The sequence below is a fragment of the Polaromonas sp. YR568 genome, assembly GCF_943369415.1.
GTDB lineage: Bacteria > Pseudomonadota > Gammaproteobacteria > Burkholderiales > Burkholderiaceae_C > Polaromonas.
In genome coordinates, this window is sequence record NZ_CALRNF020000032.1 from 17,612 (window position 1) to 40,877 (window position 23,266).

General features: G+C 64.6%; 22 protein-coding genes and 1 tRNA gene. 14 read left to right on the forward strand and 9 right to left on the reverse strand.

Annotated elements, in window-relative coordinates:
- Window positions 1-142: 142 nt before the first annotated feature.
- The 3 genes from ACLV74_RS18925 (at window position 143) to ACLV74_RS18935 (ending at window position 2,880) form a co-directional block, all read left to right on the forward strand.
- The gene (locus ACLV74_RS18925; RefSeq protein WP_411880961.1) at window positions 143-1,108 is read left to right on the forward strand and encodes an MBL fold metallo-hydrolase; all 966 of its coding nucleotides are present in this window, start codon (window positions 143-145) and stop codon (window positions 1,106-1,108) included.
- 111 nt (window positions 1,109-1,219) lie between these two features.
- The gene (locus ACLV74_RS18930) at window positions 1,220-1,774 is read left to right on the forward strand and encodes an NUDIX hydrolase (RefSeq protein WP_411880962.1); all 555 of its coding nucleotides are present in this window, start codon (window positions 1,220-1,222) and stop codon (window positions 1,772-1,774) included.
- Window positions 1,775-1,899: 125 nt separating this feature from the next.
- Window positions 1,900-2,880 carry a recombination-associated protein RdgC gene (locus tag ACLV74_RS18935; protein WP_411880963.1) on the forward strand — a complete coding sequence of 327 codons (981 nt, stop codon included), beginning with the start codon at window positions 1,900-1,902 and terminating at the stop codon, window positions 2,878-2,880.
- On the opposite strand, the gene ACLV74_RS18940 is transcribed toward ACLV74_RS18935, so the two are convergent.
- Window positions 2,877-3,674 (reverse strand): aldolase, encoded by a 798-nt coding sequence (locus ACLV74_RS18940; protein WP_411880964.1) that lies wholly within the window; start codon window positions 3,672-3,674, stop codon window positions 2,877-2,879. The genes ACLV74_RS18935 and ACLV74_RS18940 overlap by 4 nt on opposite strands.
- 33 nt (window positions 3,675-3,707) lie before the next feature.
- Complete coding sequence (locus ACLV74_RS18945) at window positions 3,708-4,409, reverse strand: haloacid dehalogenase type II (RefSeq protein WP_411880965.1); 702 nt, start codon at window positions 4,407-4,409, stop codon at window positions 3,708-3,710.
- Between the two features lie 82 nt (window positions 4,410-4,491).
- Between ACLV74_RS18945 and ACLV74_RS18950 the strand changes: the two genes are divergently transcribed.
- From ACLV74_RS18950 to ACLV74_RS18975, 6 genes are all read left to right on the forward strand, one after another.
- The gene (locus tag ACLV74_RS18950; protein WP_411880966.1) at window positions 4,492-5,373 is read left to right on the forward strand and encodes a LysR family transcriptional regulator; all 882 of its coding nucleotides are present in this window, start codon (window positions 4,492-4,494) and stop codon (window positions 5,371-5,373) included.
- A gap of 18 nt (window positions 5,374-5,391) precedes the next feature.
- On the forward strand, window positions 5,392-6,114 hold the full coding sequence (locus ACLV74_RS18955; protein ID WP_411880967.1) for an aspartate/glutamate racemase family protein: 723 nt from the start codon (window positions 5,392-5,394) through the stop codon (window positions 6,112-6,114).
- A gap of 110 nt (window positions 6,115-6,224) precedes the next feature.
- Complete coding sequence (locus ACLV74_RS18960) at window positions 6,225-6,869, forward strand: TetR/AcrR family transcriptional regulator (RefSeq protein ID WP_411880968.1); 645 nt, start codon at window positions 6,225-6,227, stop codon at window positions 6,867-6,869.
- Entirely contained in the window at window positions 6,866-8,551 is a 1,686-nt protein-coding gene (locus ACLV74_RS18965; RefSeq protein WP_411880969.1) for an acyl-CoA dehydrogenase family protein, read from the forward strand. Before ACLV74_RS18960 ends, ACLV74_RS18965 begins: the two co-directional genes overlap by 4 nt.
- A 22-nt stretch (window positions 8,552-8,573) precedes the next feature.
- The gene (locus ACLV74_RS18970) at window positions 8,574-9,416 is read left to right on the forward strand and encodes a class II aldolase/adducin family protein (protein ID WP_411880970.1); all 843 of its coding nucleotides are present in this window, start codon (window positions 8,574-8,576) and stop codon (window positions 9,414-9,416) included.
- 2 nt (window positions 9,417-9,418) lie between these two features.
- On the forward strand, window positions 9,419-10,333 hold the full coding sequence (locus tag ACLV74_RS18975) for a Rossmann-like and DUF2520 domain-containing protein (RefSeq protein ID WP_411880971.1): 915 nt from the start codon (window positions 9,419-9,421) through the stop codon (window positions 10,331-10,333).
- Window positions 10,334-10,351: 18 nt separating this feature from the next.
- Here the strand turns inward: ACLV74_RS18975 and ACLV74_RS18980 are convergent, their stop codons facing one another.
- Together ACLV74_RS18980 and ACLV74_RS18985 are read right to left on the reverse strand one after the other, a co-directional pair.
- Window positions 10,352-11,491 (reverse strand): CaiB/BaiF CoA transferase family protein, encoded by a 1,140-nt coding sequence (locus ACLV74_RS18980; RefSeq protein WP_411881015.1) that lies wholly within the window; start codon window positions 11,489-11,491, stop codon window positions 10,352-10,354.
- Window positions 11,492-11,588: 97 nt separating this feature from the next.
- On the reverse strand, window positions 11,589-12,527 hold the full coding sequence (locus tag ACLV74_RS18985) for a hydroxymethylglutaryl-CoA lyase (RefSeq protein ID WP_411880972.1): 939 nt from the start codon (window positions 12,525-12,527) through the stop codon (window positions 11,589-11,591).
- A gap of 97 nt (window positions 12,528-12,624) precedes the next feature.
- Between ACLV74_RS18985 and ACLV74_RS18990 the strand changes: the two genes are divergently transcribed.
- The 5 genes from ACLV74_RS18990 (at window position 12,625) to ACLV74_RS19010 (ending at window position 18,237) form a co-directional block, all read left to right on the forward strand.
- Window positions 12,625-13,353 carry an IclR family transcriptional regulator gene (locus ACLV74_RS18990; RefSeq protein WP_411880973.1) on the forward strand — a complete coding sequence of 243 codons (729 nt, stop codon included), beginning with the start codon at window positions 12,625-12,627 and terminating at the stop codon, window positions 13,351-13,353.
- Between the two features lie 220 nt (window positions 13,354-13,573).
- The gene (locus tag ACLV74_RS18995) at window positions 13,574-14,551 is read left to right on the forward strand and encodes a Bug family tripartite tricarboxylate transporter substrate binding protein (protein WP_411880974.1); all 978 of its coding nucleotides are present in this window, start codon (window positions 13,574-13,576) and stop codon (window positions 14,549-14,551) included.
- Window positions 14,552-14,574: 23 nt separating this feature from the next.
- On the forward strand, window positions 14,575-15,588 hold the full coding sequence (locus ACLV74_RS19000) for an NADP-dependent oxidoreductase (RefSeq protein ID WP_411880975.1): 1,014 nt from the start codon (window positions 14,575-14,577) through the stop codon (window positions 15,586-15,588).
- Between the two features lie 59 nt (window positions 15,589-15,647).
- Window positions 15,648-17,099, forward strand: coding sequence for an NAD-dependent succinate-semialdehyde dehydrogenase (locus ACLV74_RS19005; protein ID WP_411880976.1), 1,452 nt, complete (start codon window positions 15,648-15,650; stop codon window positions 17,097-17,099).
- A 22-nt stretch (window positions 17,100-17,121) separates the two neighbouring features.
- Complete coding sequence (locus tag ACLV74_RS19010; RefSeq protein ID WP_411880977.1) at window positions 17,122-18,237, forward strand: iron-containing alcohol dehydrogenase; 1,116 nt, start codon at window positions 17,122-17,124, stop codon at window positions 18,235-18,237.
- A gap of 201 nt (window positions 18,238-18,438) precedes the next feature.
- Here the strand turns inward: ACLV74_RS19010 and ACLV74_RS19015 are convergent.
- The 5 genes from ACLV74_RS19015 to pheS all read right to left on the reverse strand — a co-directional run bounded on the left by ACLV74_RS19015 (window position 18,439) and on the right by pheS (window position 23,128).
- Window positions 18,439-18,515: transfer RNA gene (locus ACLV74_RS19015), tRNA-Pro, on the reverse strand.
- A gap of 36 nt (window positions 18,516-18,551) precedes the next feature.
- Window positions 18,552-19,055 (reverse strand): MerR family transcriptional regulator, encoded by a 504-nt coding sequence (locus ACLV74_RS19020; protein ID WP_411880978.1) that lies wholly within the window; start codon window positions 19,053-19,055, stop codon window positions 18,552-18,554.
- A gap of 164 nt (window positions 19,056-19,219) precedes the next feature.
- On the reverse strand, window positions 19,220-19,558 hold the full coding sequence (locus tag ACLV74_RS19025) for an integration host factor subunit alpha (protein ID WP_411880979.1): 339 nt from the start codon (window positions 19,556-19,558) through the stop codon (window positions 19,220-19,222).
- Between the two features lie 48 nt (window positions 19,559-19,606).
- Window positions 19,607-22,033, reverse strand: a complete 2,427-nt coding sequence (gene pheT, locus ACLV74_RS19030; RefSeq protein ID WP_411880980.1) for a phenylalanine--tRNA ligase subunit beta — start codon at window positions 22,031-22,033, stop codon at window positions 19,607-19,609.
- Between the two features lie 30 nt (window positions 22,034-22,063).
- The gene (gene pheS / locus ACLV74_RS19035) at window positions 22,064-23,128 is read right to left on the reverse strand and encodes a phenylalanine--tRNA ligase subunit alpha (RefSeq protein WP_411880981.1); all 1,065 of its coding nucleotides are present in this window, start codon (window positions 23,126-23,128) and stop codon (window positions 22,064-22,066) included.
- Window positions 23,129-23,266 lie beyond the last annotated feature (138 nt).

A 23,266-nucleotide genomic window follows, 5' to 3' on the forward strand; every position in this document is an offset into this window, starting at 1 on the left:
CACACAATCGGCTTACGCCGCAACGGACTTCTGTGCCGGACCTTCGGCAGAAAAATCGCCGCGCCCCTACATTACGGCTACGCCTGCTTCACTGGCTACAGCGGCAGGCGGCCCGTTCCATTCACAAGCAAGGGAGTCCCTCATGTTGCGTCCTCTTCAAAAACTCGCCGCCGCCGCCCTGTTCGCCGGCCTGTCCGCCTTCAGCCTCGGCGCCTCCGCCGCCGGCCCCATGGTCAAGACCCAAGCGCCAGGCTATTACCGCCTCATGCTGGGTGACTTCGAAGTCACCGCGCTGTCGGACGGCACCGTCAAGCTGCCGGTGAGAGACCTGCTGACCCGCACCACGCCGGCCAAGGTCGATGCCGCCCTCAAGCGCTCCTTCCTGGCCAGCCCGGTGGAGACTTCGGTCAATGCCTATCTCGTCAACACCGGCAGCAAGCTGGTGCTGATAGACACCGGCGCCGCCGGCCTCTTCGGCCCCACGCTGGGCAGCCTGCAGGCCAACCTCAAGGCGGCCGGTTACCAGCCCGAGCAGGTCGACGAGATCTACATCACCCACCTTCACCCCGACCATGTGGGCGGCCTGCTGTCGGGCGGCGCCGCCGCCTTTCCCAACGCCATCGTGCGCGTGGACAAGGCCGATGCCGACTTCTGGCTGGACGAGGCCAGGATGAACGCCGCGCCCAAGGAGGCACAAGGCTTCTTCCAGGGCGCCATGGCTTCGCTCAAGCCCTATGTGGCCGCCGGCAAACTCAAGCCTTTTGAAGGCCGCACCGAGCTCATGCCCGGCATCAGCGCGCAACCCACCCACGGCCACACCGCCGGCCACAGCGTGTATGTGGTGGAAAGCAAGGGCGAGAAGCTGATGCTGTGGGGCGACCTGATGCACGTGGCCGCCGTCCAGTTCGACGAGCCCGCCGTCACCATCACCTTCGACAGCGACTCGGTCCCGGCCGCCAAAGAGCGCGCCCTAGCCTATGCCGCCGCCGCGAAGGGCGGCTACCTGGTCGGCGGCGCCCACATCGCCTTCCCGGGCCTGGGCCATGTACGCAAAGCAGGCGGCAAGTCTTACACCTGGGTACCGCTCAACTACTCCTCGCTCAAATAAGCGGATAGCCCCGCAAGGACGGCCCCCGGCAGCTATTGTTTTCATAGCAAATCGGCTGGCGGCCCCATCCCTGTGGCGGGCTCGGCCGGGCGAAGCCGCTACACTCATTCGATGCACCGCCCTCCCCTGAAACACTGCCGTGTCTGCGGCACCGCCGTGGCCTACAGATTGCCGGACGACGGCGACACCAAGGAGCGCGCGGTCTGCCCGGCCTGCAACACCGTCCACTATGAAAACCCGCTCAATGTGGTGGGCACCGTGCCCGTCTGGGGCGAGGACGGCGCGCAGGTGCTGCTCTGCAAACGCAACATCGAGCCGCGCTGGGGCAAGTGGACGCTGCCCGCGGGTTTTATGGAAATGGGCGAAACCACCGCTGAGGGCGCGGCCCGCGAGACCGACGAAGAGGCCGGCGCCCGCTTTGAAATGCTGGGCCTCTTCACCGTGATGAACGTGGTGCGCGTCGGCCAGGTCCACCTGTTTTACCGCGCGCGGCTTTTAAGCGACGAGTTCGACCCCGGCCATGAAACTATTGAGGCCCGGCTGTTCACCGAAGCCGAAATTCCCTGGGAAGAGATCGCATTCAGGACGGTCAAGGAAACCCTGGAACATTACTTTGAAGACAGGCGCAAAGGCGTCTTCGGCATCCACACGGTGGATATCACATAAACGCCGGCCGCGCGCGCAGCCGTCCCCGGTAGAATTTCCCGCATACCCGCGAATCGCCCCCAAGGGCTCCGCTCTCACCCGGCCTCGCAGCCGGGCTCTTTCTCCTCCCATACTCCCCGGAATCCATGTTCAATACCGCGATCTTTTTCCGCATTGCCGAAGATTTTGTGTTGCCGCCCTTGGAGGCCCTCGAAGAAATTTTCCAGTCCCACCGTTTTGTGCCCTGCGGCGCGACCGAGCCCGAGTCCAGCGGCTGGGTGCCGCCGCGCGGCAACAAGAGCACCGTGCTGCTCGAAGGCGTGGGCCGCTCGGTGATCGCGCGCCTGTGCACTGAGCGCCGGCCCGTGCCCTCCTCCGCCGTCAAGGCCGCGGTGGACGAACGCATTGAAAAATACAAAGAGGAAACCGGCCGCGAACGTGTGGGCGCCAAGATCAAGAAAGAGTTCAAGCAGGAAGTCATGCTGGACCTGCTGCCGCGCGCCTTCACCAAACGATCCACCACTACGCTGTGGATAGACCCGGTGAACAAATTCCTGGTCGTCGATTCCGGCAACCTCACGGGCGCCGACAAGGTCATCAGCTACCTGGTAGAAGCGCTCAGCGAAATCCCCGGCGCCCTGCCCGGCCTGAAGGCCAGCCCCATCCAGACGCAGATGTCGGCCGCCGCCGCCATGTCGCACTGGCTGTCGACGCGCGAAGCGCCTTACAACTTCACCGTGGACCGCGACTGCGAACTCAAGACGCCCGACGACCAGAAGGCGACCGTGCGTTATTCGCGCCACACGCTGGACATCGACGAGGTGGCCCAGCACATCGCCGCCGGCAAGCTGCCCACGCAGCTCGCCATGACCTGGAACGAGCGCGTGTCTTTTGTGCTCACCGAAACCGCGCAGCTGAAAAAACTCAAGCTGCTTGACGTGGTGCTGGACGGCGTGCAGGACAGCGGAAAGGACGACGACGGTTTTGACACCGACGCGGCCATCATCACCGGCGAGCTGGCCTCGCTGATTCCCGACGTGCTGGATGCGCTGGGCGGCGAGTTGGGCGATGGCGAAGCCGATGCCGGGCAACCCGCGGCGGCCGAACCGGTGCCCGAGCCGGCTTAAAGCCGCACGCCCTCTTCCTTCAGAAGGCGCAGCATGCTGTCAAGATGCGCCCGTGCGCTGGCCGGGTCGCCCACCCGCATCTGCTCATAGGCCTTTTGTGCCACTTCATGGGGAATGCTGCGCAGCGGCCGCCCGGTGCTCATCGCCTTGAGCTGGACTTCGGCCGCGCGCTCAAGGTAATAAAGATCGTCCCAGGCTTCCGCCACCGTGGGGCCGGTCACGATCACGCCGTGGTTCTTCAGGAATACCACATCGGCATCGCCCAGGTTGGCGCTGATGCGGTCGCCCTCGGAGTTGTCGAGCGCCAGGCCGTTGTAGTGCTCGTCAACGGCGACGCGGCCATAAAACTTCAGGGCGGTCTGCCCCAGCCATAGCAGCGGCGGGCCCTCCAGCATGCTGAGCGCGGTGGCGTTGGGCATGTGGGTGTGAAAGGCAACACGAACGCGCGGCTGCAAGCGGTGCAGGCGCGCATGGATGAAAAACGCGGTCGCTTCGGGCTGCCCCTCGCCGTCCAGCACATTGCCGTCAAAGTCGCAAACCAGCAGGCGCGATGCGGTGATTTCGCGAAAGGCGTAACCGAAGGGGTTCACGAAGAACAGGTCGTCATGGCCCGGCACGAGTGCGGAGAAGTGGTTGCAGATGCCTTCTTCAAAACCGAACCTCGCCGCAAGCTGGAAGCAGGCGGCAAGCTCCATGCGGGTTTGCTGCACGGCGTCGGAAGACAGGTCCACGCGCCTGCTTTTCACTGCGGATGCCGATGCCGCAGGTGCAGCCACTGTGAGGGAATGGGCCATTTAAAAATCTCCTTCGCGTTTAGCAATCAACCGTTACCAGCCAAGCTTGCGGAACAGGCCCGGCACTTCATCCAGCGTGGACAGTGTTGCATCGGGCGTGTAGTCCGGCAAGGGGGCCCTGACGCCGCGGTCTATCCACACGCAGCGAAAACCCATGTCGCGCGCCGCGGCATGGTCGAGATGGGGGCTCGCGCAGATGTGCACGATGTCGTCCTTGCCCACGCCCAGTTCCGCGTGCGCGTAGTAGAACAGGCGCCTGGCCGGCTTGTAGGCGCCGGCTTGCTGGGCCGTGATCACGCGGTCTATGGTCCCGCCGAGTTGCGCCACGTTGCCCGAGATGATGTCGTCGTCGGTGTTGGAGACGATGCACAGCTTGAAGCCGAGTTCCTTGAGCTGCCGCAGCGTGCCGACGACCTCGGGAAAGGGCGGCATCGCGCCTATGCCGTCGGTCAGGATGCGGCCGTCCCCGGCGTCGCTGTGCAAGCCCAAGGCCTCCAGCGCCATGCGCAATGACTGGTCGGAGACCTCGCGAAACGAGCGGTGCGGCTTTTCCTGCTCAAGCTGGTGTTCGTACCGGTCGTGCAAGGCGATCAGGTCTGCGGGGGCGACGTCGGGCGCGCCCTTGAGCCGCAGGATTTTCTGGACCGCCGCCCGCAGGCCTTCATCCCACTGGATCAAGGTGCCATAGCAATCAAAGGTCAGCCAGTCCGGCTTGGGTGTGTTTTCAAGGGTCATGCCGGAGACTGTGCAATTCCCGCCAGATATTTGCAAATTAAATTATCATGACAATATCAGTTGATTTACGAATAAGCCTCTCATGCTGGATCTCGAACTCCTCAAAACCCTGGTGTGCGTCGTCGACGAGGGCAGCTTCACGCGGGCTGCCGAACGCGTGCATCGCACACAGTCCACCGTCAGCCAGCAAATCAACAAGCTGGAGGAAAACGTCGGCCGCGCCCTGCTGGTTCGCGACCGGACCGGCAAACGCATCAGCCCCACCGAGCATGGCGAGATACTCGCGGCCTATGCGCGCCGCCTGCTCGCCATCGCGCAGGAGGCGGAAGACGTGCTGTCGGCGCCTACGGCGCTGACGCCGGTGCGTGTGGGCGTGCCCGAAGACTTCAATGCGCAGCGGATGGCGGCGATGCTGTCGGACTTCCTGGCCCTGCATCCGGGCGTGCGGCTGGATACCGTCAGCGGCATGAGCACGGACCTGCACCACAAGCTGCACCTTGGCGAGATCGACATCGCGCTGGTCAAACGCGAGCCGGGCAGCGGGGAGTGCATCGCGTCGTGGCCCGAATCCCTCGTGTGGGTAGCAGGCAGGGCGGCGATGCTCGGCGAAGAAGAAGTGCCGCTGGCCGTGTTTCCGCAAGGCTGCGTTTACCGGCAACGCGCCATCCGCGCGCTCGACAAGATCGGCAAGCGCTGGCGCGTGGTGTTCGGCAGCCACAGCCTCACCGGCATCCAGGCCGCCGTCGCCTCGGGCCTGGGCATCACCGTGCTGCCCACGACGGCGGTCTTGCCGGAGCATCGCGCGCTAGGCAAGGCCGACGGATTTCCGCCGCTTCCACCCACGGAGCTGGCTTTGATCTCGTCGCCCGGAACTCCCAATACAGCCCAACGCAATCTGATTGAATTTCTGGTGAACTCCATCAACAAGCCTGCTGCCAAACCGGCAACCGGGCTTGCCCGTTAACGTAAATCACAACGACTTATGAACCCCACACCCAAACCCCAACACATCGGCATCGTCGGCTGCTCCGCGGAAGGCGCGGCGCTGTGCTACCAGACCATTTGCACCGAAGGCGCAAAACTCCTCGGTCCGCACGCCCATCCCGAGGTGTCCATGCACACGCCCTCGCTCTCCGACTACATGGACTGCATTTACCGCGACGACTGGCGCGGCGTCGGCGACATCATGCTGACCTCGGCCCACAAGCTCGCGGCGGCGGGCGCCGACTTCCTGGTCTGCCCCGACAACACCATCCACCAGGCCTTTGCGCACGTTCAAGCGCGCTCGCCCCTGCCCTGGCTGCACATCGCTGAAGTCGTGGCGGAAGAGGCTGCACAGCGCGGCTACCAGCGCGTCGGCATCACCGGCACGCGCTGGCTGGTGAACAGCGAGGTCTACCCCGAAAAATTCGGCGCGCGCGGGCTGGACTACCTGCGCCCCACCGATACCGAGCGCGACGAGGTCAACCGCATCATCATGGACGAGCTTGTGTGCGGCGTCTTCACGCCCCAGGCGGTCGCGTATTTCCAGCAGGTGATGGCGCGCATGAAAAGCGAGGGCTGCGACGCCGTCGTGCTGGGTTGCACGGAAATCCCGCTGATCATGAGCGACGCGAACTCGCCCTTGCCGACGCTGGACTCGACGCGCCTGCTGGCGCGCGCAGCGCTTCGCCGGGCGGTGCGGGGCGTTGCGCCGGTGGCCTGACGCGCCTTCCCCATTTCTCCGACGCCGGCGACAGGGGCGCTTGCCATGGGCCGAAAATTGGCCTAATATGAATTTCAATTCACTTTTAATGAATTCAAATTCACAAATTTATGCCCGCAGCAAACCACCGTATCGAACGGCTCCAGGCGACCAAAACCGCCATCCTGGAAGCGGCCCGCGACACGGTCGCCCTGAGCGGCTGGAAGGACGCGCAGATCGCCCTCATTGCCGCCAAGGCCGGCGTGGCCACCGGCAGCGTTTACCGCTACTTTGACTCCAAGGCGGACCTGTATGCGCAGGTGCTCGCGCTGGTCTCGCAGCGCGAGGTCGACGTGGTCCGGGAGATCGTCGACTCCGAAGGTTCCGCCGCGCAGCGCCTGGTCGACGCGATCTACAGCTTCTCGCTGCGGGCAATGCGCGGGCGCCGGCTGGCTTACGCCCTGATCGCCGAACCCTGCGAGCCCGAGATCGACATGGCGCGCCTGCAATACCGGGCGGCGCTGAGCGGCCAGATCGCGCGGCTGGTGGTACAAGGCATCGCCAGCGGTGAGTTCATCGAGGTAGACCCCGGCGTGGCGGCCTCGTGCGTGACAGGCGCCTTCATGGAAGCGCTGGTCGGGCCGCTGGCGCCCGAGGCTGTGCCCGATTCGGACTCGGCCAAATCCATCGCCCAGACCACTGCCAGCCTGGCGGCGCGCATGCTGTTTCGCCACGCGGCCCCCAAGCTCAAGTTGATTTCGAAGGATGCGCCATGAACAAACCTTACGAACCGCCCTTCACGGCACTGCCTCCCAACGCGGCGGCAACGCACGAGGTCCTCAACCAGGCTGCTCAGGCCAGCGGCTTCAATGCCTTCGACGATGACGAAGCCTTGTGCGACCTTGTGATGAAGATTGCTCCTTGGGCCGCCGAAAAATGCGGTGCACTCGGTGCGTTGGCCGGCGACGAAAGCCTGCAGGACGCCGCTCGCCTGGCCAATGAATTCGAGCCGCAGTTGCGCACCCACGACCGCTTCGGCCAGCGCATCGACTGGGTGGAGTTCCACCCGGCCTGGCACCAGTTGATGGCCGCAGCCTTCGGCCATGAGGTGCACAGCCTGGCTTGGACCACGCAGAACGGCAACGGCCACTTTGCGCGCGCCGTGCTGAGCTATCTCTGGAACCAGGTCGAGAACGGCGTGGGCTGTCCGACCGGCATGGCCTATGCGGCGGTGGCGGGTTTCACGGGCAAAGCGCCCTTCGAGAAATGGCATCGCATGACTTTGGCCGCGGACTATGACCCGCGCCGCCTGCCGCTTGAGCAAAAACGCGCCGCGGTGATCGGCTACGCGATGACTGAAAAGCAAGGCGGCTCCGACCTGCGGCAAACGCAGACCACGGCCGAGTTCGTGGGCAGCGGCGCGGACGGCGAGATCTACAGCATCACCGGCCACAAATGGTTTTGCTCGGTGCCGGTGGCCGACGGTTTCTACACACTGGCGCAAACCCGCTCGGGCGTGAGCTGCCTGTTTGTGCCGCGCTTCCGGCCGGACGGCAGCCAGAACAATTTTTTCATCCAGCGCCTCAAGGACAAGTGCGGCAACCGCTCCAACGCCTCCAGCGAGATCGAGTACCGCGACACCTGGTCCATGCTGGTGGGCGAGGAAGGACGGGGCATACGCGAAATCCTTTCGCATGCGCATTTGACGCGCCTGGACTTCGCGGTCGGCTCGGCCGGCCTGATGCGGCAGGCCCTGACGCTGGCGCTGAACCATGCGCAGACACGCACGGCTTTCGGCAAGCCCATGGCCGAGCTGCCCATGCAATGCAACGTGCTGGCCGACCTGGCGATCGACAGCGAGGCGGCCATGCTGGGCGCCTTGCGTGTGGCGCGCGCGGCGGACGGCATGGAGTCCAGCGAGCATGAACGCCTGCTCTCGCGCGTCGCCACGCCGGCCATGAAGTTCTGGAACTGCCAGCGCGCACCGGCTTTTGTCTACGAATGCGTGCAGGCCCACGGCGGCAACGGCTTCATCATGGAGAACCCGGTGGCCCGGCTGTACCGCGAGGCGCCGCTCAACTCCATCTGGGAAGGCACCTCCAACATGATGTGCATGGACGTGCTGCGCGCCATGGACAAGGACAGCCGCTGCCGCGACGCCCTCGTCGAAGAGCTGCGAATGCACAAGGGCGCGAATGCCATCTACGACCGCTTTACCGATGATCTCGCCGGCCGCCTGACCCTCGCCTATCCGCACGACGGCCACGCGCGCATGCTGGTCACGCGCATCGCGCTGGCCTTGCAGGCGGGTGAAATGCTGGCGCATTCCACGCCGGATGCCGCGGAGCTTTTCATCGAATCACGCCTGGCAGGCGGCGGCATGCATGTGTTCGGCGCCCTGCCCGATTCGCAGGCGCTGCCCGCCATCGTGCGGCGCGCCGCCGTGGTGCGCCATTGATCCTGCCGCCAGCGAGGCCCTGATGAATGCCGTGCTCACGCTCCCCGAGGCCGAGCTTCGCGGCCATGTGAGCGACGTGGAATGGGCCACGCGCGTGGACCTCGCGGCCTGCTACCGCCTGCTCGCCGTTTACGGCATGACGGACCTCATCTACAACCACGTCAGCGCGCGCATCCCGGGCAGCGAAGGGCAATACCTGATCAATCCTTACGGCATGCTCTATGAGGAGATCACGGCCTCCAGCCTGGTGAAGATCGACGTGCAAGGCAACACGCTGCTGCAACCCGACCACGGCTACAGCGTCAACGTCGCGGGCTTTTACCTGCACGCGCCCATCCACGTGGCGCGCCCTGACGTGCAGTGCATCGTGCACACACACACCCGCGCCGGCACGGCCGTCAGCGCGCTGAGCGAGGGCTTGCTGCCGCTGTCGCAGACCGCGATGCGTTTTCACGGGTGTGTGGCGTACCACGACTTCGAAGGCCCGGCGATCAACGGCGACGAGTGCGGCCGCGTGGTGGGCGACCTGGGCCCGCACAACGTCCTCATCCTGCGCAACCACGGCCTGCTGGTGTGCGGCGCCGGCATCGCGCAAGCCTTCAACACCATGTACTGGCTGGAGAACGCCTGCCGCATCCAGGTGGACATCCTGGGCTGCAACCGGGCCATCCACCATCCGGCGACATCGGCCATTGCCAACACGGTGAGCTGTTTTTCGGGCGAAGAGATCACGCTCGCCAACGAGTCGCAGACCAACCCGGTGTTGAACGCCGCCGCAAGCACCCGACATGGCGGTTACGGCGGCCTTGAGTGGCCCGCGCTGCTGCGCAAGCTCGATCGCCTCGATTCTTCCTACAGGAGCTGACCATGCGCACTCAAGACCTCACCATGGGCTTTATCGGCTGCGGCAGGGTTGGCAGGACGCTGGCCCGCGCGCTGGCGAATGCCGGCTACCGCGTTTCGGCGGCATGGTCGCGCGACCCGTCAGCCCTGCAACGGTTCGCGGGCGAAGTGCCCGGTGCCAAGCCTTGCCACGCGGCGCAGCAAGTCATCGACCGCTGCGACTTCATCTGGATCACCGTAGCCGACGATGCAATCGAACCCGTCGTGCAGTCACTGCGGTGGTCGCCTCGGCACCGCGTCGTGCATTGCAGCGGCGCCACCGGGCTGGCTGCGCTGCGCAAGGCCAGGCACGACGGCGCCCAGACCGGCGGTTTTCATCCCCTGCAGATGTTCGCCAACCCGGAGGTCGCCTTGCGCGGCTTGCCGGGCTGCACCGTCGGCATCGCGGCGGCGGATGGCGGCTTCGCGGCGGAGCTCGGCGAGATCGCCACCCGGCTCGGCTGCGTACCCTTTCAGGTGCCCGAAGGCAGCCGGGCGCTGTACCACGCGTCCGCCTACTACGTCGGCCCCTTCCTGATCGCATTGCTGCGCGAAGCATCACTGCTCTGGAAATCTTTCGGCGGGACCGAGCAGCAAACGCTGGACGCCCTGCTGCCGCTGCTGGCCGGCACCGTCGCCGCCGTGAAGGACGCGGGGCTGGCCAAAGGCATGGGCGGCTGCGTGGCACGCGGCGACGTGGGCACGGTCGCCAAGCACCTGGATGCGCTGCACGACCTCTCTACCGATGCGCAAGCGCTCTACCGCGACCTCGCGCTGCGCACCGTGCCCATGGGGCTGGAGCGCGGCACGCTGAGCCGGGATGGGGCCGCGCGGATTCATTCGGTGCTGTGTGAAGCGCCGGCATCGCGCAAGGCACACCGGGTGAAGGCTTATCTGTGAGCGTGGGCCTGATTCAGGTTACCGCGCGATATCTTGAGCCTGGAATGCCGCAATCGCCTCGTCGCCATATCCCAACTCCGCCAGCAAGTCCCGCGTGTGCTCGCCCAGCCGCGGCGGGCTCATGCGAATGCCCGGGCGTTCGCCGCCCAGGGTCAGGGGTATCAGCACCGTGGGTGTCGTCGTGCCGGCCCGGGGGCCGTCGCTCAGTGTGATGGGCGCGAGACCGCCGGTGGCGGTGAGGTGCGGGTCGTCGAACAGGTCTTGCGGCCGCGTGATGGGCGCGAAGGGCAAGCCGTTGGCCTCGAACACGGCGCTCAGCTCGGCCGCGTCGTGGTCGGCCAGGTGCGAGCGCAGCAGGGGCATCAGCCATTCGCGCGCGCGCACACGATCATTGTTGGTGGCCAGGCGCGGGTCGGCACGGAGTTCGGCCAGGCCAAAGGCTTCGCAGAAGACCGCCCATTGCGTGTCGCTGACGACCGCCAGGAAAACCTGCGCGCCGCCCTTGACGGTGAACACATCGTAAATACCCCAGGCTGAAATCCGGCTGGGCATAGGCGCGGCCGGCTGGCCGGTCACGGCGAACTGCATCATGTGCTGGGCCACCAGGAAGACATTGTTTTCAAACAGGGCGGCTTGCACTTCCTGGCCTTCACCGGTTTTTTCGCGGGCAGCCAGGGCGGCCATGGCGCCGATGGCGCCGAACATGCCGCCCATGATGTCGTTGACGCTGGTGCCGGCGCGCAGCGGATCACCGGCGCGGCCCGTCATGTACGCCAGGCCGCCCATCATCTGCACCACCTCGTCCAGCGCGGTTCGGTGGTCGTAGGGGCCGGGCAAAAAGCCCTTGTGGCTCACGTAGATCAGGCGTTTGTTGAGCCTGGACAGCGTGGCATGGTCCAGGCCCAGTTTTTTCATGGTGCCGGGCTTGAAGTTTTCGCTCACGATATCGGCAGTGGCGATCAGCTTGAGCGCGAGCTCGCGGCCCTCGGGCTTTTGCAGGTCCAGCGCAATGCTCTTTTTGTTGCGGTTGAACATCGGGAAAAAGCCCGAGCCCGAACCGATCAGCCTGCGGGTGTTGTCACCGGCCAGTGGCTCAATCTTGATGACCTCGGCACCCAGGTCGGCCAGCAGCATGCCGCAGGTCGGGCCCATCACCATGTGCGTGAACTCAACCACCCGGATGCCGGCGTAGGGCAAGGATTTCGGCGGAGTTTCGCCTTGTGCCTGTTCTTCGGAGCCGCTCGATTTCACCGCTTCAGACATTCATGTTTCCTTGTACAAATCCTTTGGGCAGGCCCGCTTCCGGTGTCATGCCATAGACCGGCTCGCCCGGCAGCCCGGCGATCAGCGGCAAACGCGCCGCCATGAGTTTTTCAAGATCGACGCCGGTGCTGACGCCCATGGCTTCAAACATGAACGCCAGGTCTTCCGTGACGACGTTGCCGGACGCGCCCGGCGCATAAGGACAGCCGCCCAGGCCGCCCAGCGACGCATCGAAAGTGCGCACGCCTTCTTCATACGCCGCCAGGCAGTTGGCCAGGCCCAAGCCGCGTGTATTGTGCATGTGGGCCGCGCCGGCATGGCCGCCGATCTCGGCGCGCAGGCGCCTGAACAGGCGCCGCACCTGCGCCGGGTTGGCGTAACCGACGGTGTCGGACAGGCCCGATTCGTCGGCGCCGGCTTCAATGCATTGGGCCGCCAGCCGGATGACTTCGTCCTCGGGCACCTTGCCCTGCAGCGTGCAGCCGAAGGCGGTCGAGATGCCGGCTTCCAGCCTGACATGCGGCGCCACGGCGCGGCGCAGGTCCGAGATGGCGCGCACTTCTTCGACCATTTCTTCCCGCGTCTTGCGCACGTTGGCCAGTGAATGCGCAGCGCTGGCCGACACCGGCACGGTGAGCTTGTGCACGCCGGCGGCCAGCGCCGCTTCGGCGCCGCGGCGGTTGGGCACCAGCGCCATGACGGTCAGCCCCGGCAGTGTGAGGGCGTGGCGCACGACCTCCGCCGCGTCGGCCATTTGCGGCAACAGTTTCGCCGGCACGAACGAGGCCACTTCAATCTCGCGCAGGCCCGCGTCGTAAAGCGCGGTGATCCAGCGCATCTTGTCGGCGGTGGGCATGGTCGCCTTGACCGACTGCAAGCCGTCGCGGGGGCCGACCTCGCTGACCAGGATGGAATTATCGGATGGATTCATATTTTTAGAATTATGTTCTTTCTGTCAGAATGATCGTTCGACAACCCGAAATTGTCAAGTTCGGGGCGTTTTTCCACCGCCTGAAAGAGGTTTATCCATGCCGCGCAAAGCCCAGACCGAATCCATTGCCGACGCCGACGCGGCACCCGGCGGCGCTGCCGCGGTAGACCGCGCGCTGTCGCTGCTGGCAGCCTTTCGCCAAGGCGACAAGTCACTCACCTTGTCAACATTGGCCGAGCGCACCCTGCTCTACAAAAGCACCGTGCTGCGCCTGCTTGCATCGCTGGAGCACGGCCGCATCGTGCAGCGCCTGGAGGACGGCCGCTACACGCTCGGCCCCGAGATTGCCCGCCTGCACGCGGTGTATGCGTCCTCGTTTTCACTTGACAGGGTGATCCTGCCCGCCCTGCGCGAACTGGTCCGCCTCACAGAGGAAAGCGCGGCCTATCACGTGCGGCAGGGCAATGCCCGGCTCTGCCTTTACCGCGTGGATTCGCCGCATCCGGTGCGCGACCACATCAAGGCAGGCGACGTATTGCCCGCCGACCGCGGCACCGGTGCGCGGGTGCTCAATGCCTTTGGCGCACCGGCCCTGCGCACGGGCACGGAAGCCGAGCAGACGCTGTACAACCGGATTCGCCACCAGGGCTACCACGCAGCCACCGGAGACCGCCTGGCGGAAGTCGCGGGCATCTCCGCCCCGGTGTTCAAGGCGGATGGCACGCTGGGCGGCGCGCTGACGCTGACCATGCCAAAAAGCCGCTACGACGAAAAACATATCCAGGCAGTGCTGGCTGTGGCCTCGGGCCTGAAAGGCCGGGTCTGACCCCAAGGTCCGTTGGGGCCGTGAGGCGCCCTCCCCAGGTTGAGCGATGCGCAGTCAGGCATCCGCACCCGTGCAGCCCCTCTTGACAGGCGTTAATGCCTGGATAGAATTATAGAACAATGTTCCGTAAGACAGAACAATAATTTTCGATTCAACAAATCACTGGAGACAAGACATGGATTCATACAAGCCAACAAAGCCAACACACCCCACTTTTTTGTTGGGTCGCCGCCGACTGTTAGGCGCGACGGGTATCGCGCTGGCGGCACCTTTTGCCGCTTCCGGCGTTTTTGCCCAGGGCGACTGGCCCGCACGCGCGGTCAAGTTTGTCGTGCCGTTCTCGGCCGGCGGCGCCGCCGACACTGCGGCGCGTGCCGTGGGCACCAAGGTTGGCGATATCCTGGCGCAGTCCATCATCATTGACAACCGCACGGGCGGCAACGCGGTTGTCGCGGCCAATGCCGTGCTCGGCGCGCCGAAAGACGGGTACACCTTCATCTGGGACGCCGCCAACCAGCTCACCAACCCCATGCTGGTGAAGGACCTGCCCTTCAATTACCAGAAGGCATTCGTGCCCATCACCATGGCCGTGAAGGTGTCGCAAGCCCTGGTCGTCCGCAATGACTTTCCGGCAAAGACGGTCGAAGAATTCCTTGACTACGTCCGTTCCCATCCCGGCGCCGTGTCCTGTGGCACGCCACCTTCAGGCGCGATGGGCCACCTCGCGCTGGCGCTGTTGCAGCAGCGCGCCAACGTCAAGCTGATCCACACGCCTTACCGCGGCGGGGCCGATGCGGCCCGCGACCTGATGGGCGGGCAGATCGACTCGGCACTGATCACCACGTCCACCGCGCGCGGCGCCGTGTCGGCAGGCAAGGCGCGCATCCTGGCGCTGACCAGCGCGCAGCGAAACCCGGCCTATCCCGATGTACCGACGCTGGCCGAGCGCGGCTTTCCCAAATACGACATGGACGACTGGTTTGCGCTGTTTGCCGCGGCCGGAACACCGCAAGCCGTCATCACGCGCCTGCAGCAGGCCGTGGCGCAGGCCGCGCGCGATCCGGGCCTGACCACCATCCTCGCGCCACTGGGCGCCGTGGCGGTGGCCAGCACACCGCAAGAGTTCGCAAGCTTTCTGGCCCAGCAGCGCGAGGTGCTCGAAAAAGTCATCCGCGAAGCCAACATCACACTCGGTTAAAAAGCAGGATTCCCCAAAAAACCATGACGCTTCCAGATACCAACCGCCAGATTATTTTCGCCAGGCGTCCCAACGGCGTTCCCACGCCGGACTGCTTTTCGCTGGTCACCACACCCATGCCGTCGGTGGGCCCGTCTCAGGCGCTGATCCGCAACGACTTCCTGTCGGTGGACCCGTACATCCGCATGCGCATGGAAGAAAAGGACTCGTACGCGCCCGTGATGGCCATCGGCGAGACGCTCGTGGGCCGCACCGTGGGCCAGGTCGTCGACAGCCGGATTGACGGTTTCGCGGCGGGCGACTGGGTGGTTGGCCGGCTGGGCTGGCAGGACTACAGCGCGGCCACAGCCTCCGACCTTCAGAAGATTGACCTGGCAGCGGCGCCGGCCACCGCCTACCTGGGTGCGCTGGGCTCCACCGGCATCACCGCCTGGGTCGGCCTGATGACCTTCGGCCGTCCGCAAGCGGGTGAAACGGTGCTGGTGTCGGCCGCGTCCGGCGCGGTCGGCAGCGTGGTCGGGCAGCTTGCCATGCTCCAGGGTTGCCGCGCGGTCGGTATTGCCGGCGGTGCGTCCAAATGCAAGCTGGTCAAGGAAGAGTTCGGCTTTGACGACTGCATCGACTACAAGTCCCCTACCTTTGTCGAGGACCTGGCCCGGGCCGTGCCCGAAGGCGTGGACGTGTACTTTGACAACGTCGGAGGCCCGATCCTGGACGCCGTGTTGCCGCGGCTCAACAACTTCGCGCGCATTCCGCTGTGCGGCCTGGTGTCGCAGTACAACGCGACCGAGCCTTACGGCGTGAAACACCTGCGCGAGGTCTTCAACCGGCGCGTGACCCTGCGCGGTTTTGTGCTGTCGGACCACAAGGACTTGTGGCCCGCCGCCACGCAAGCACTGGCCAGCGCCTATAGCGCCGGACGGCTGAAGTACCGCGAGACCATCACCGACGGATTGGAGAACGCTCCGCAGGCCTTTATCGACATGCTGGGCGGCTCCAACATCGGCAAGCAACTGGTGCGGCTGCGCGCGGCCTGAGCCGGGCCCCCTCGCTCGCTCTCTCTCCCTCTCGACTCACCCAACCCTGACGGGATCCCATGGAACAAGCGTTTTCAATCATCAGCGGCAAGCGCTGGTCCAGCCCCGGCATGCGCACGGCAGACGTGCTCAACCCGGCCACCGAAGAAATCATCGGGACGGTCGAACTGATCGATCCGGCCGGCCTGGACCAGGCGCTGGCCGCAGCCGCCCGCGGATTCACCGTGTGGAAAAACACCTCGGCCTATGACCGCGCCACGGTCATGCGCAAAGCCGTCGCCATCATCCGTTCACGCAAGGACGAGATTGCCCGTGCCATGACGCTTGAACAAGGCAAACCGCTGGCCGAGTCGCTCGGCGAAGTGGCCGCTTGCGCGGACAACATCGAGTGGATGGCCGAAGAGTGCACGCGCGCGTATGGCCGGCTGCTGGTGCCGCGCACCCCGGGCGTCAACCAGTTGGTGCGCCGCGAGCCGATAGGGCCCGTTGCCAGCTTTTGCCCCTGGAACTTCCCCGCGCTGACGCCGGCCCGCAAGATCGCGGGCGCGCTCGCCGCCGGCTGTTCACTGATCCTCAAGCCGGCCGAAGAAACCCCGCTGACGGCCGCCCTCATCGTGCAGGCATTCCATGAAGCCGGTGTTCCGCCGGATGTGCTGAGCCTTGTCTACGGCGAACCCCGCCAGGTGTCCGCGCACCTGATCGCATCGCCCATCATCCGCAAGATTTCCTTTACCGGCTCCACTCCCGTCGGCAAGCTGCTGCTGACGCTGGCTGCGCAGGGCGTGAAACGCGCCACTATGGAACTCGGCGGCCATGCGCCGGTGGTGGTGTTTGACGACGTGGACCCCGTCAAGACCGCACAGCAGGCAGTGGCCGCCAAGTTCCGCAATGCGGGCCAGGTCTGCACCAGCCCCACGCGCTTTTATGTGCAGGCAGGCATCTACCCGCAATTCGTCAAGGCCTTCGCAGAAGCAGCGCGTGCGCTGCGTGTGGGTGACGGCATGGACACCACAATGCAGATGGGCCCGCTGGCCAACAGCCGGCGCCTGGATGCAATGGCAGCCATCACGGCCGATGCGCTGGCCGCCGGCGCCAGGCTTGAATGCGGCGGTGAGCGCATCGGCAGCCGCGGTTATTTCTTTGCGCCCACCGTGTTCTCCGACGTGCCTGAAAGCGCCCGCATCATGCAGGACGAACCCTTCGGCCCGATCGCGCCCATCGCGCCGTTCAACACGCTGGAAGAAGTCGCCGAACGCGTGAACGGACTGCCTTTTGGCCTGGCGGCCTATGCGATGACACGCTCGCTGGCCCGCGCCACCGCCATCGGCGAGTTGCTGGAAGCCGGCATGGTCGGCATCAACCACTACACCGTGTCCACACCGGCATCGCCTTTCGGCGGCGTCAAGGAAAGCGGATACGGCTCTGAAGGCGGCACCGAAGGGCTGGACGCCTACCTGGTGACCAAGTCCGTCACCCAGCGCTCATCCGGCGCCGACCTCGGCCCGCTTTGAAACCTTTTCCTGCATCCTTTAAATGACCACACTTCTATTCGGCACAGCCGTGCAATTCGGCCACGGTTTTCGGCGCACCCTGCCGGTCGAGCTGGCCAAGGCCCGCGTGAAAAAACCACTGTTCGTGACGGACAAGGGCGTGCGCGCCGCAGGCGTTTTCGCCAAGGCGGTGGAGGCTGTCGAGAATGCGGACGGCCTGCCGGTTTTTGATGACGTGCCGCCCAACCCCACCGAAGCGGCAGCGGCGGCCGGCGCCGCCCTCTACCGGGCGACCGGCTGCGACGGCGTGGTGGGCATAGGCGGCGGCGCGGCGCTGGACCTGGCAAAGGCCATCGCCATCCTGGCAAGCAATGCACCGCCTCTCTGGAACTACTGCAACCGGCATGCCGCGCCGCAGACCATCGTCAATGCCCCGCCGCTGATCCTGATGCCCACGACCTCAGGCACAGGCAGCGAAGTCGGCCGCTCGGCGGTGATCATTTTCGACAACGGCATCAAGGCCGGCGTGCGCTGCCCGGAAATCATCACCGCAGCCATCTGCGACCCTGAACTGACGCTGGGCCTGCCCGCCGGCATCACGGCCACCACCGGCATGGACGCACTGTCGCATTGCATCGAAACCTTTTGCTCTCCGGTGGTCAACCCGCCCGCCGATGCGATCGCGCTGGATGGCATGCAACGCATCTTCGCCAACCTGGAACGCGCGTTTGCCACGGGCAGCGACGCCGAAGCCCGCTGGAACATGATGATGGGTTCGCTCGAAGGCGCGCTGTGCTTCCAGAAGGGCATGGGTGCGGTGCATGCGCTATCGCACCCGCTGGGCGCCCTGGGCCATCACCACGGCACGCTGAACGCCATCCTGTTGCCGCATGTGCTGGCCTACAACGTCGGGACGCTGGGCCGCAAGGCCGATCAGATGTGCCACCAGGCCAACCTGCCCGCGGGTGCGGATTTGGCCGGAGCCGTGGGCGCGCTGGTGTCGCGGCTGGGCATCCCGACCAGGCTGAGCGAACTGGGCCTCAACTGGCCGCAGCTAGAAAGCATTCCAGGGGCAGCGCTGGAAGACAACGCCCACAAGACCAACCCCAGGCCGATGAAACGGGCGGACTACGAAACGCTGCTGCAGTCCGCCTTCTAAAGGGGTTGCGAAGTGGATGCGCCCGCGGCCAGGGCCGCATCGCTTCTTGCGCAGAGCGGCCAGGTTCTTTGCTCCGTATCTGCTGACGGTCCTGGGCTTGTCACTGGATTTCAGTGTGCGCCCCACGGACATCAATTGCCCTGCGGCCCCAATGAAAAAGGGCGTCCGGTGTATTAAACCGGACGCCCTTGGACGTTCTTATGGTCGGTGTGAAAGGATTCGAACCTTCGACCCCTTGCACCCCATGCAAGTGCGCTACCAGGCTGCGCCACACACCGACAAGCCTCAGATTATAACCTGCCGCGATGCCCTTCTCAGAGGTTGTTGCCGAGCAGATCGCGGATTTCGAACAACTCGCGGCGCACAAGTTGCAGCCTTTGCTGCGCCGCAGTGCCGGTGGGCAGGTCGGAACCCTCACTGTCTTCAAAGTCGGAGTGGTCCGTCGAGTCCTCAAAATCGTCGAGTACCGAATCGCCGCCTTCAAGCAGCGAGTCGCCGCCCTCGAGTACTTCAACGCCTTCAAGCATGACCTCGCCGTTGCGGCGCTTGTCGCGTTCTATCTGGACGATTTCCTGGAGTTTGTTGCGCGCGCCGCTGATGGTGAAGCCCTGGTCATAGAGCAGGTCGCGGATACGGCGGATCATGAGCACTTCATGGTGCTGGTAATAGCGGCGGTTGCCGCGCCTTTTCATCGGGCGTAGCTGCGTAAACTCCTGCTCCCAATAACGGAGCACGTGAGGTTTGACGCCGCACAAATCGCTGACTTCACCGATGGTGAAGTAACGTTTCGCCGGAATGGGTGGAAGAGTTTTCTCCAATTAAATCAATGCGCTAAGGAGGGAACCTCTAAATCTACTCTAAGTAGAAAGTTAGCGCAAAGAGTTGCTTGGGTTTTTTGAAATGTGTTGTTCCGTCACACAATTGACACCGCGTTACCAAATCGCAGTCGCGGTGTAATAAAAAAGGATTCGACAACGAAAATCTACTGACTGCTCTGTTCAGCCGCGTTTTCGCCCTGGATCTGGTCTTTCAGCTTGTGGCTGGCATGAAAGGTGACCACGCGGCGGGCCTGGATGGGGATGGCTTCGCCGGTGCGGGGATTTCGCCCAGGGCGCGGCGCCTTGGTGCGGATCTGGAAATTACCAAAGCCGGAAATTTTTACATCATTGCCGTCCACAAGGCTGTCGGAAATCAGGTCAAAAAACGCATCGATCATGTCTTTCGATTCGCGTTTGTTGAGCCCGATCTGTTCAAACAGCAATTCGGCAAGGTGAGCTTTGGTCAGTGCCGGGGTTTCCAGGCTTTCTACAGAAAATTCCATGCGGCAGTGCTCCTGGCGTTTTTATTTTGGGAAATTTTCGTGGGAGCTTCAGGCACGCAAACGTGCCCCGAGCTGGCCCTGCAGATTCGCAAGAACCGCCTGAACGGCCGCCTCAATCTCCTCGTCGGTCAGTGTAGCGGCGTCGCTGGAAAGGACCAAGCGCACGGCCAGGCTTTTTTCACCCATTTGCATGCTGGCGCTGGCCTGCTGCGGCCTGTAGACGTCAAACAGCGTGGCACCCTTGAGCAGGCCTCGCGTGGCTGCGCCGTGAATCGCCCCCATGAGCGCGGCGTGTGTCACGCTTTCCTGCACGATGACGGCGATGTCGCGTTCCACGGGCTGCAGCTTGCTGACCGCCTTGAATTCGGGCACCGGGCGTCGCAGCACCGCGTCGAGTTCAAGCTCGAACAGCAAGGGCGCCTGGGCCAGGTCGTAGCCCTGGCGCCACTGCGGATGGAGTTCACCCACAAAGCCTATCGCCTTGCCGCCCACCGACACGCTGGCACAGCGGCCGGGGTGCATGGCGGGATGCGAGGCCGGCACAAAAACAGCTTGGAGCGGCGCGAGCAAAGCCTCGACATCGCCCTTGATGTCGAAGAAATCCACCGCTTTGTCGCTCTGGCTCCAGTTCACCGCGGCCCGCGGTCCGTAAGCCAGGCCGGCCACACGCATGGGCTGGTTGAAGCCCGCCACGGTGGTGTCGGTGTTCTGCACCTGGGCGTCGCGCAGGAAGACGCGGCCCAGTTCAAACACGTTCACGCGGGGCGCCTTGCGGTCCAGGTTGAACTTGAGGACCTGCAGCAGAGAACCGAGCAGCGAGGAGCGCATGACGCTCATCTGGCTGGCGATCGGGTTGAGCAGCTTGATGGGATTGGGGTTGCCGGCGAGTTCATGCTCCCAGCGCTCTTCCACAAAGCTGAAGTTGATGGTTTCCTGGTAACCCAGTGCCGCCAGCGCGCGGCGCACGGCAAACGGGCTGCGCTCGGCTTCGGCGCGCAACCGGGCCGTGATGGGCGCCAGCGGCGGCGTGTCGGGCAATTGCTTGTAGCCCACCATGCGCACTACTTCTTCGATGAGGTCTTCCTCGATCTGCAGGTCAAAGCGGAAGCTGGGCGGCGTGACCGTCAGGGTGCCTTCGCCCTGCTCCACCGGCAGACCCAGGCGCTGGAGCGCGCCCATGCACTGCGCCTGCGTGAGCGGCATGCCGATCACTTTGGCGGCGCGCGCCACGCGCAGGGTGACAGGCGTTGCCTTGGGTACATTGACCTGCTGGTCGTCCATGGGGCCGCACGCGGTTTTCGGCGTGCCGCAGATGTCGATGATCAGTTGCGTGATGCGCTCGATGTGTTCCACGGTCTGGCCGGGATCAACGCCGCGCTCGAAGCGGTGGCCCGCATCGGTCGAGAAGTTGTAGCGGCGCGAACGGCCGGCAATGGCCTTGGGCCACCAGAAGGCGGCTTCGACGTAGACATGCTTCGTGTCGTCCGACACGGCGGTCGCGTCGCCGCCCATGATGCCGGCCAGCGACTCCACCTGTGCGTCGTCGGCGATGACGCCGACTTTTTCATCAACGGTCACGGTGTTGCCGTTGAGCAGCTTGAGCGTCTCGCCGGGCTTGCCCCAGCGTACGTCGAGCCCACCGTGGATTTTGTCGAGATCAAAGATGTGCGAGGGGCGGCCCAGCTCGAACATCACGTAATTGGAGATGTCCACCAGCGCCGTTACGCTGCGCTGGCCGCAGCGGGCCAGACGGTCAACCATCCATTGCGGCGTGGCGGCCTTGGTGTTGACGTTGCGCACCACGCGGCCCGAAAAGCGGCCGCACAGGTCGGGCGCGCTGATCTTCACGGGCAGCTTCGTGGCGTCGGTTGAGGCCACAGCCGGAAAGGCCGGCACTTTGAGCGGCGCGCCCGTGAGCGCGGCGACTTCACGCGCAACGCCGTAGACGCTCAGGCAATGCGCGAGGTTGGGCGTGAGCTTGAGGGTGAACAAGGTGTCGTCGAGGCGCAGGTGCTCGCGGATGTCCTGGCCCAGCGGCGCGTCGGCGGCCAGTTCGAGCAGGCCGCCGTGATCTTCCGAGAGCTTGAGCTCGCGCGCCGAGCACAGCATGCCCTGGCTTTCCACGCCGCGCAGCTTGCCGACCTTGATGAGGAAGGGCTTGCCGTCTTCGCCGGGCGGCAACTCGGCGCCGACCAGGGCACAAGGCACCTTGATGCCGACACGCGCGTTGGGCGCACCGCAGACGATGTTGAGCAGGCTGCCCTGCCCCACGTCGACCTGGCAGACGCGCAGGCGGTCGGCGTCAGGATGCTGGACAGCTTCCTTGATTTCACCGACGACGATTTTGGTGAATGGCGGCGCCACCGGCTTGAGTTCTTCGACCTCCAGGCCGGCCATGGTGAGGGTGTCGGCGAGCTGCTGGGTGCCGATCGGCGGGTTGCAGAATTCGCGCAACCAGGATTCAGGGAATTGCATGGTGATACCTGTTTTTCTTGTTCTTGTGGCTTAGGACTGGAACTGCGAGAGGAAGCGGATGTCGCCGTCGAAGAACAGGCGCAAGTCGTTGACGCCGTAGCGCAGCATGGTCAGGCGGTCAGGACCCATGCCGAAGGCAAAGCCGATGTATTTCTCGGGGTCCAAGCCCATGTTTCGCACCACGTTCGGATGCACCTGGCCTGAGCCGGCAACTTCCAGCCAGCGGCCGGCGAGCGGGCCCGTCTGGAACTGGATGTCGATCTCGGCGCTGGGCTCGGTGAAGGGGAAAAAGCTGGGCCTAAAGCGCAGCACCAGGTCGTCGCTTTCAAAGAAGGTGCGGCAGAAATCGGTGAAGACGAACTTGAGGTCCTTGAAGCTCACGTTTTCGCCAATCCACAGGCCTTCGCACTGGTGGAACATCGGCGAATGCGTGGCATCGCTGTCGACGCGGTAGGTGCGGCCCGGCGCGATGACGCGGATCTCGGGCATGCGGCCGCCGGCATCGATGAGCGCGCGGTGTTTCTTGACATGCTGGACCGCATAGCGGATCTGCATGGGGCTGGTGTGCGTGCGCAGCAGGTTGGGCGCGGCCTCGGTGCCGCCTTCGACGTAAAAGGTGTCGTGCATGGAGCGCGCGGGATGGTCTTCCGGCGTATTGAGCGCAGTGAAATTGAACCAGTCGGTCTCAATCTCGGGGCCCTGGGCCACATCGAAACCCATGGAGCCGAAAATGCCTTCAATGCGCTCGAGCGTCAACGACACGGGATGCAGGCCGCCCTGCGTGCGATGGCGGCCGGGCAGGCTCACGTCGAGCGCCTCGGCTTTCAGCTGTTTTTGCAATTCGGCATCGGCCAGCGCCTGGCGGCGCTCGTTCAGCGCGGCTTCGATGGCCTGCTTGGCCAGGTTGATGGCGGCGCCGCGCGATTTTTTCTCTTCGACGCTGAGGGCCGCCATGCCCTTCATCAATTCGGTGACGCGGCCGGCCTTGCCCAGGAACTGCGCCTTGGCGTTTTCCAGGTCGGCGGGGGTATTGGCCTGCGCAAAACTGGCCTGGGCGCTGCTGACCAGTTCTTGGAGGGCATCAGGTTGAGTCATGTGTTCTCTTGTTCGAAATACAAAACAGCGAAGGCGCTTTCGGCAGCACTCCCACCATACGGGTGAGCCGTGAGCACTGCGGAAAGGGCCATGAAAAAGGGCCAGAGCCTTTTCAAGCTCCAGCCCTTATTTTCTTGC

What these genes read in the sequence shown, in the direction of transcription:
- ACLV74_RS18990 (WP_411880973.1), top strand. Translation starts at nt 12,625, where the DNA reads ATGCCGCGCAAAGCCCAGACCGAATCCATTGCCGACGCCGACGCGGCA.
- ACLV74_RS19000 (WP_411880975.1), top strand. Translation starts at nt 14,575, where the DNA reads ATGACGCTTCCAGATACCAACCGCCAGATTATTTTCGCCAGGCGTCCC.
- ACLV74_RS18925 (WP_411880961.1), top strand. Translation starts at nt 143, where the DNA reads ATGTTGCGTCCTCTTCAAAAACTCGCCGCCGCCGCCCTGTTCGCCGGC.
- ACLV74_RS19010 (WP_411880977.1), top strand. Translation starts at nt 17,122, where the DNA reads ATGACCACACTTCTATTCGGCACAGCCGTGCAATTCGGCCACGGTTTT.
- ACLV74_RS18960 (WP_411880968.1), top strand. Translation starts at nt 6,225, where the DNA reads ATGCCCGCAGCAAACCACCGTATCGAACGGCTCCAGGCGACCAAAACC.
- ACLV74_RS18955 (WP_411880967.1), top strand. Translation starts at nt 5,392, where the DNA reads ATGAACCCCACACCCAAACCCCAACACATCGGCATCGTCGGCTGCTCC.
- ACLV74_RS18985 (WP_411880972.1), bottom strand. Translation starts at nt 12,527, where the DNA reads ATGAATCCATCCGATAATTCCATCCTGGTCAGCGAGGTCGGCCCCCGC.
- ACLV74_RS18940 (WP_411880964.1), bottom strand. Translation starts at nt 3,674, where the DNA reads ATGGCCCATTCCCTCACAGTGGCTGCACCTGCGGCATCGGCATCCGCA.
- ACLV74_RS18945 (WP_411880965.1), bottom strand. Translation starts at nt 4,409, where the DNA reads ATGACCCTTGAAAACACACCCAAGCCGGACTGGCTGACCTTTGATTGC.
- pheS (WP_411880981.1), bottom strand. Translation starts at nt 23,128, where the DNA reads ATGACTCAACCTGATGCCCTCCAAGAACTGGTCAGCAGCGCCCAGGCC.
- pheT (WP_411880980.1), bottom strand. Translation starts at nt 22,033, where the DNA reads ATGCAATTCCCTGAATCCTGGTTGCGCGAATTCTGCAACCCGCCGATC.
- ACLV74_RS18935 (WP_411880963.1), top strand. Translation starts at nt 1,900, where the DNA reads ATGTTCAATACCGCGATCTTTTTCCGCATTGCCGAAGATTTTGTGTTG.
- ACLV74_RS18950 (WP_411880966.1), top strand. Translation starts at nt 4,492, where the DNA reads ATGCTGGATCTCGAACTCCTCAAAACCCTGGTGTGCGTCGTCGACGAG.
- ACLV74_RS18980 (WP_411881015.1), bottom strand. Translation starts at nt 11,491, where the DNA reads ATGGTGATGGGCCCGACCTGCGGCATGCTGCTGGCCGACCTGGGTGCC.
- ACLV74_RS19005 (WP_411880976.1), top strand. Translation starts at nt 15,648, where the DNA reads ATGGAACAAGCGTTTTCAATCATCAGCGGCAAGCGCTGGTCCAGCCCC.
- ACLV74_RS18970 (WP_411880970.1), top strand. Translation starts at nt 8,574, where the DNA reads ATGAATGCCGTGCTCACGCTCCCCGAGGCCGAGCTTCGCGGCCATGTG.
- ACLV74_RS19025 (WP_411880979.1), bottom strand. Translation starts at nt 19,558, where the DNA reads ATGGAATTTTCTGTAGAAAGCCTGGAAACCCCGGCACTGACCAAAGCT.
- ACLV74_RS18930 (WP_411880962.1), top strand. Translation starts at nt 1,220, where the DNA reads ATGCACCGCCCTCCCCTGAAACACTGCCGTGTCTGCGGCACCGCCGTG.
- ACLV74_RS18965 (WP_411880969.1), top strand. Translation starts at nt 6,866, where the DNA reads ATGAACAAACCTTACGAACCGCCCTTCACGGCACTGCCTCCCAACGCG.
- ACLV74_RS18975 (WP_411880971.1), top strand. Translation starts at nt 9,419, where the DNA reads ATGCGCACTCAAGACCTCACCATGGGCTTTATCGGCTGCGGCAGGGTT.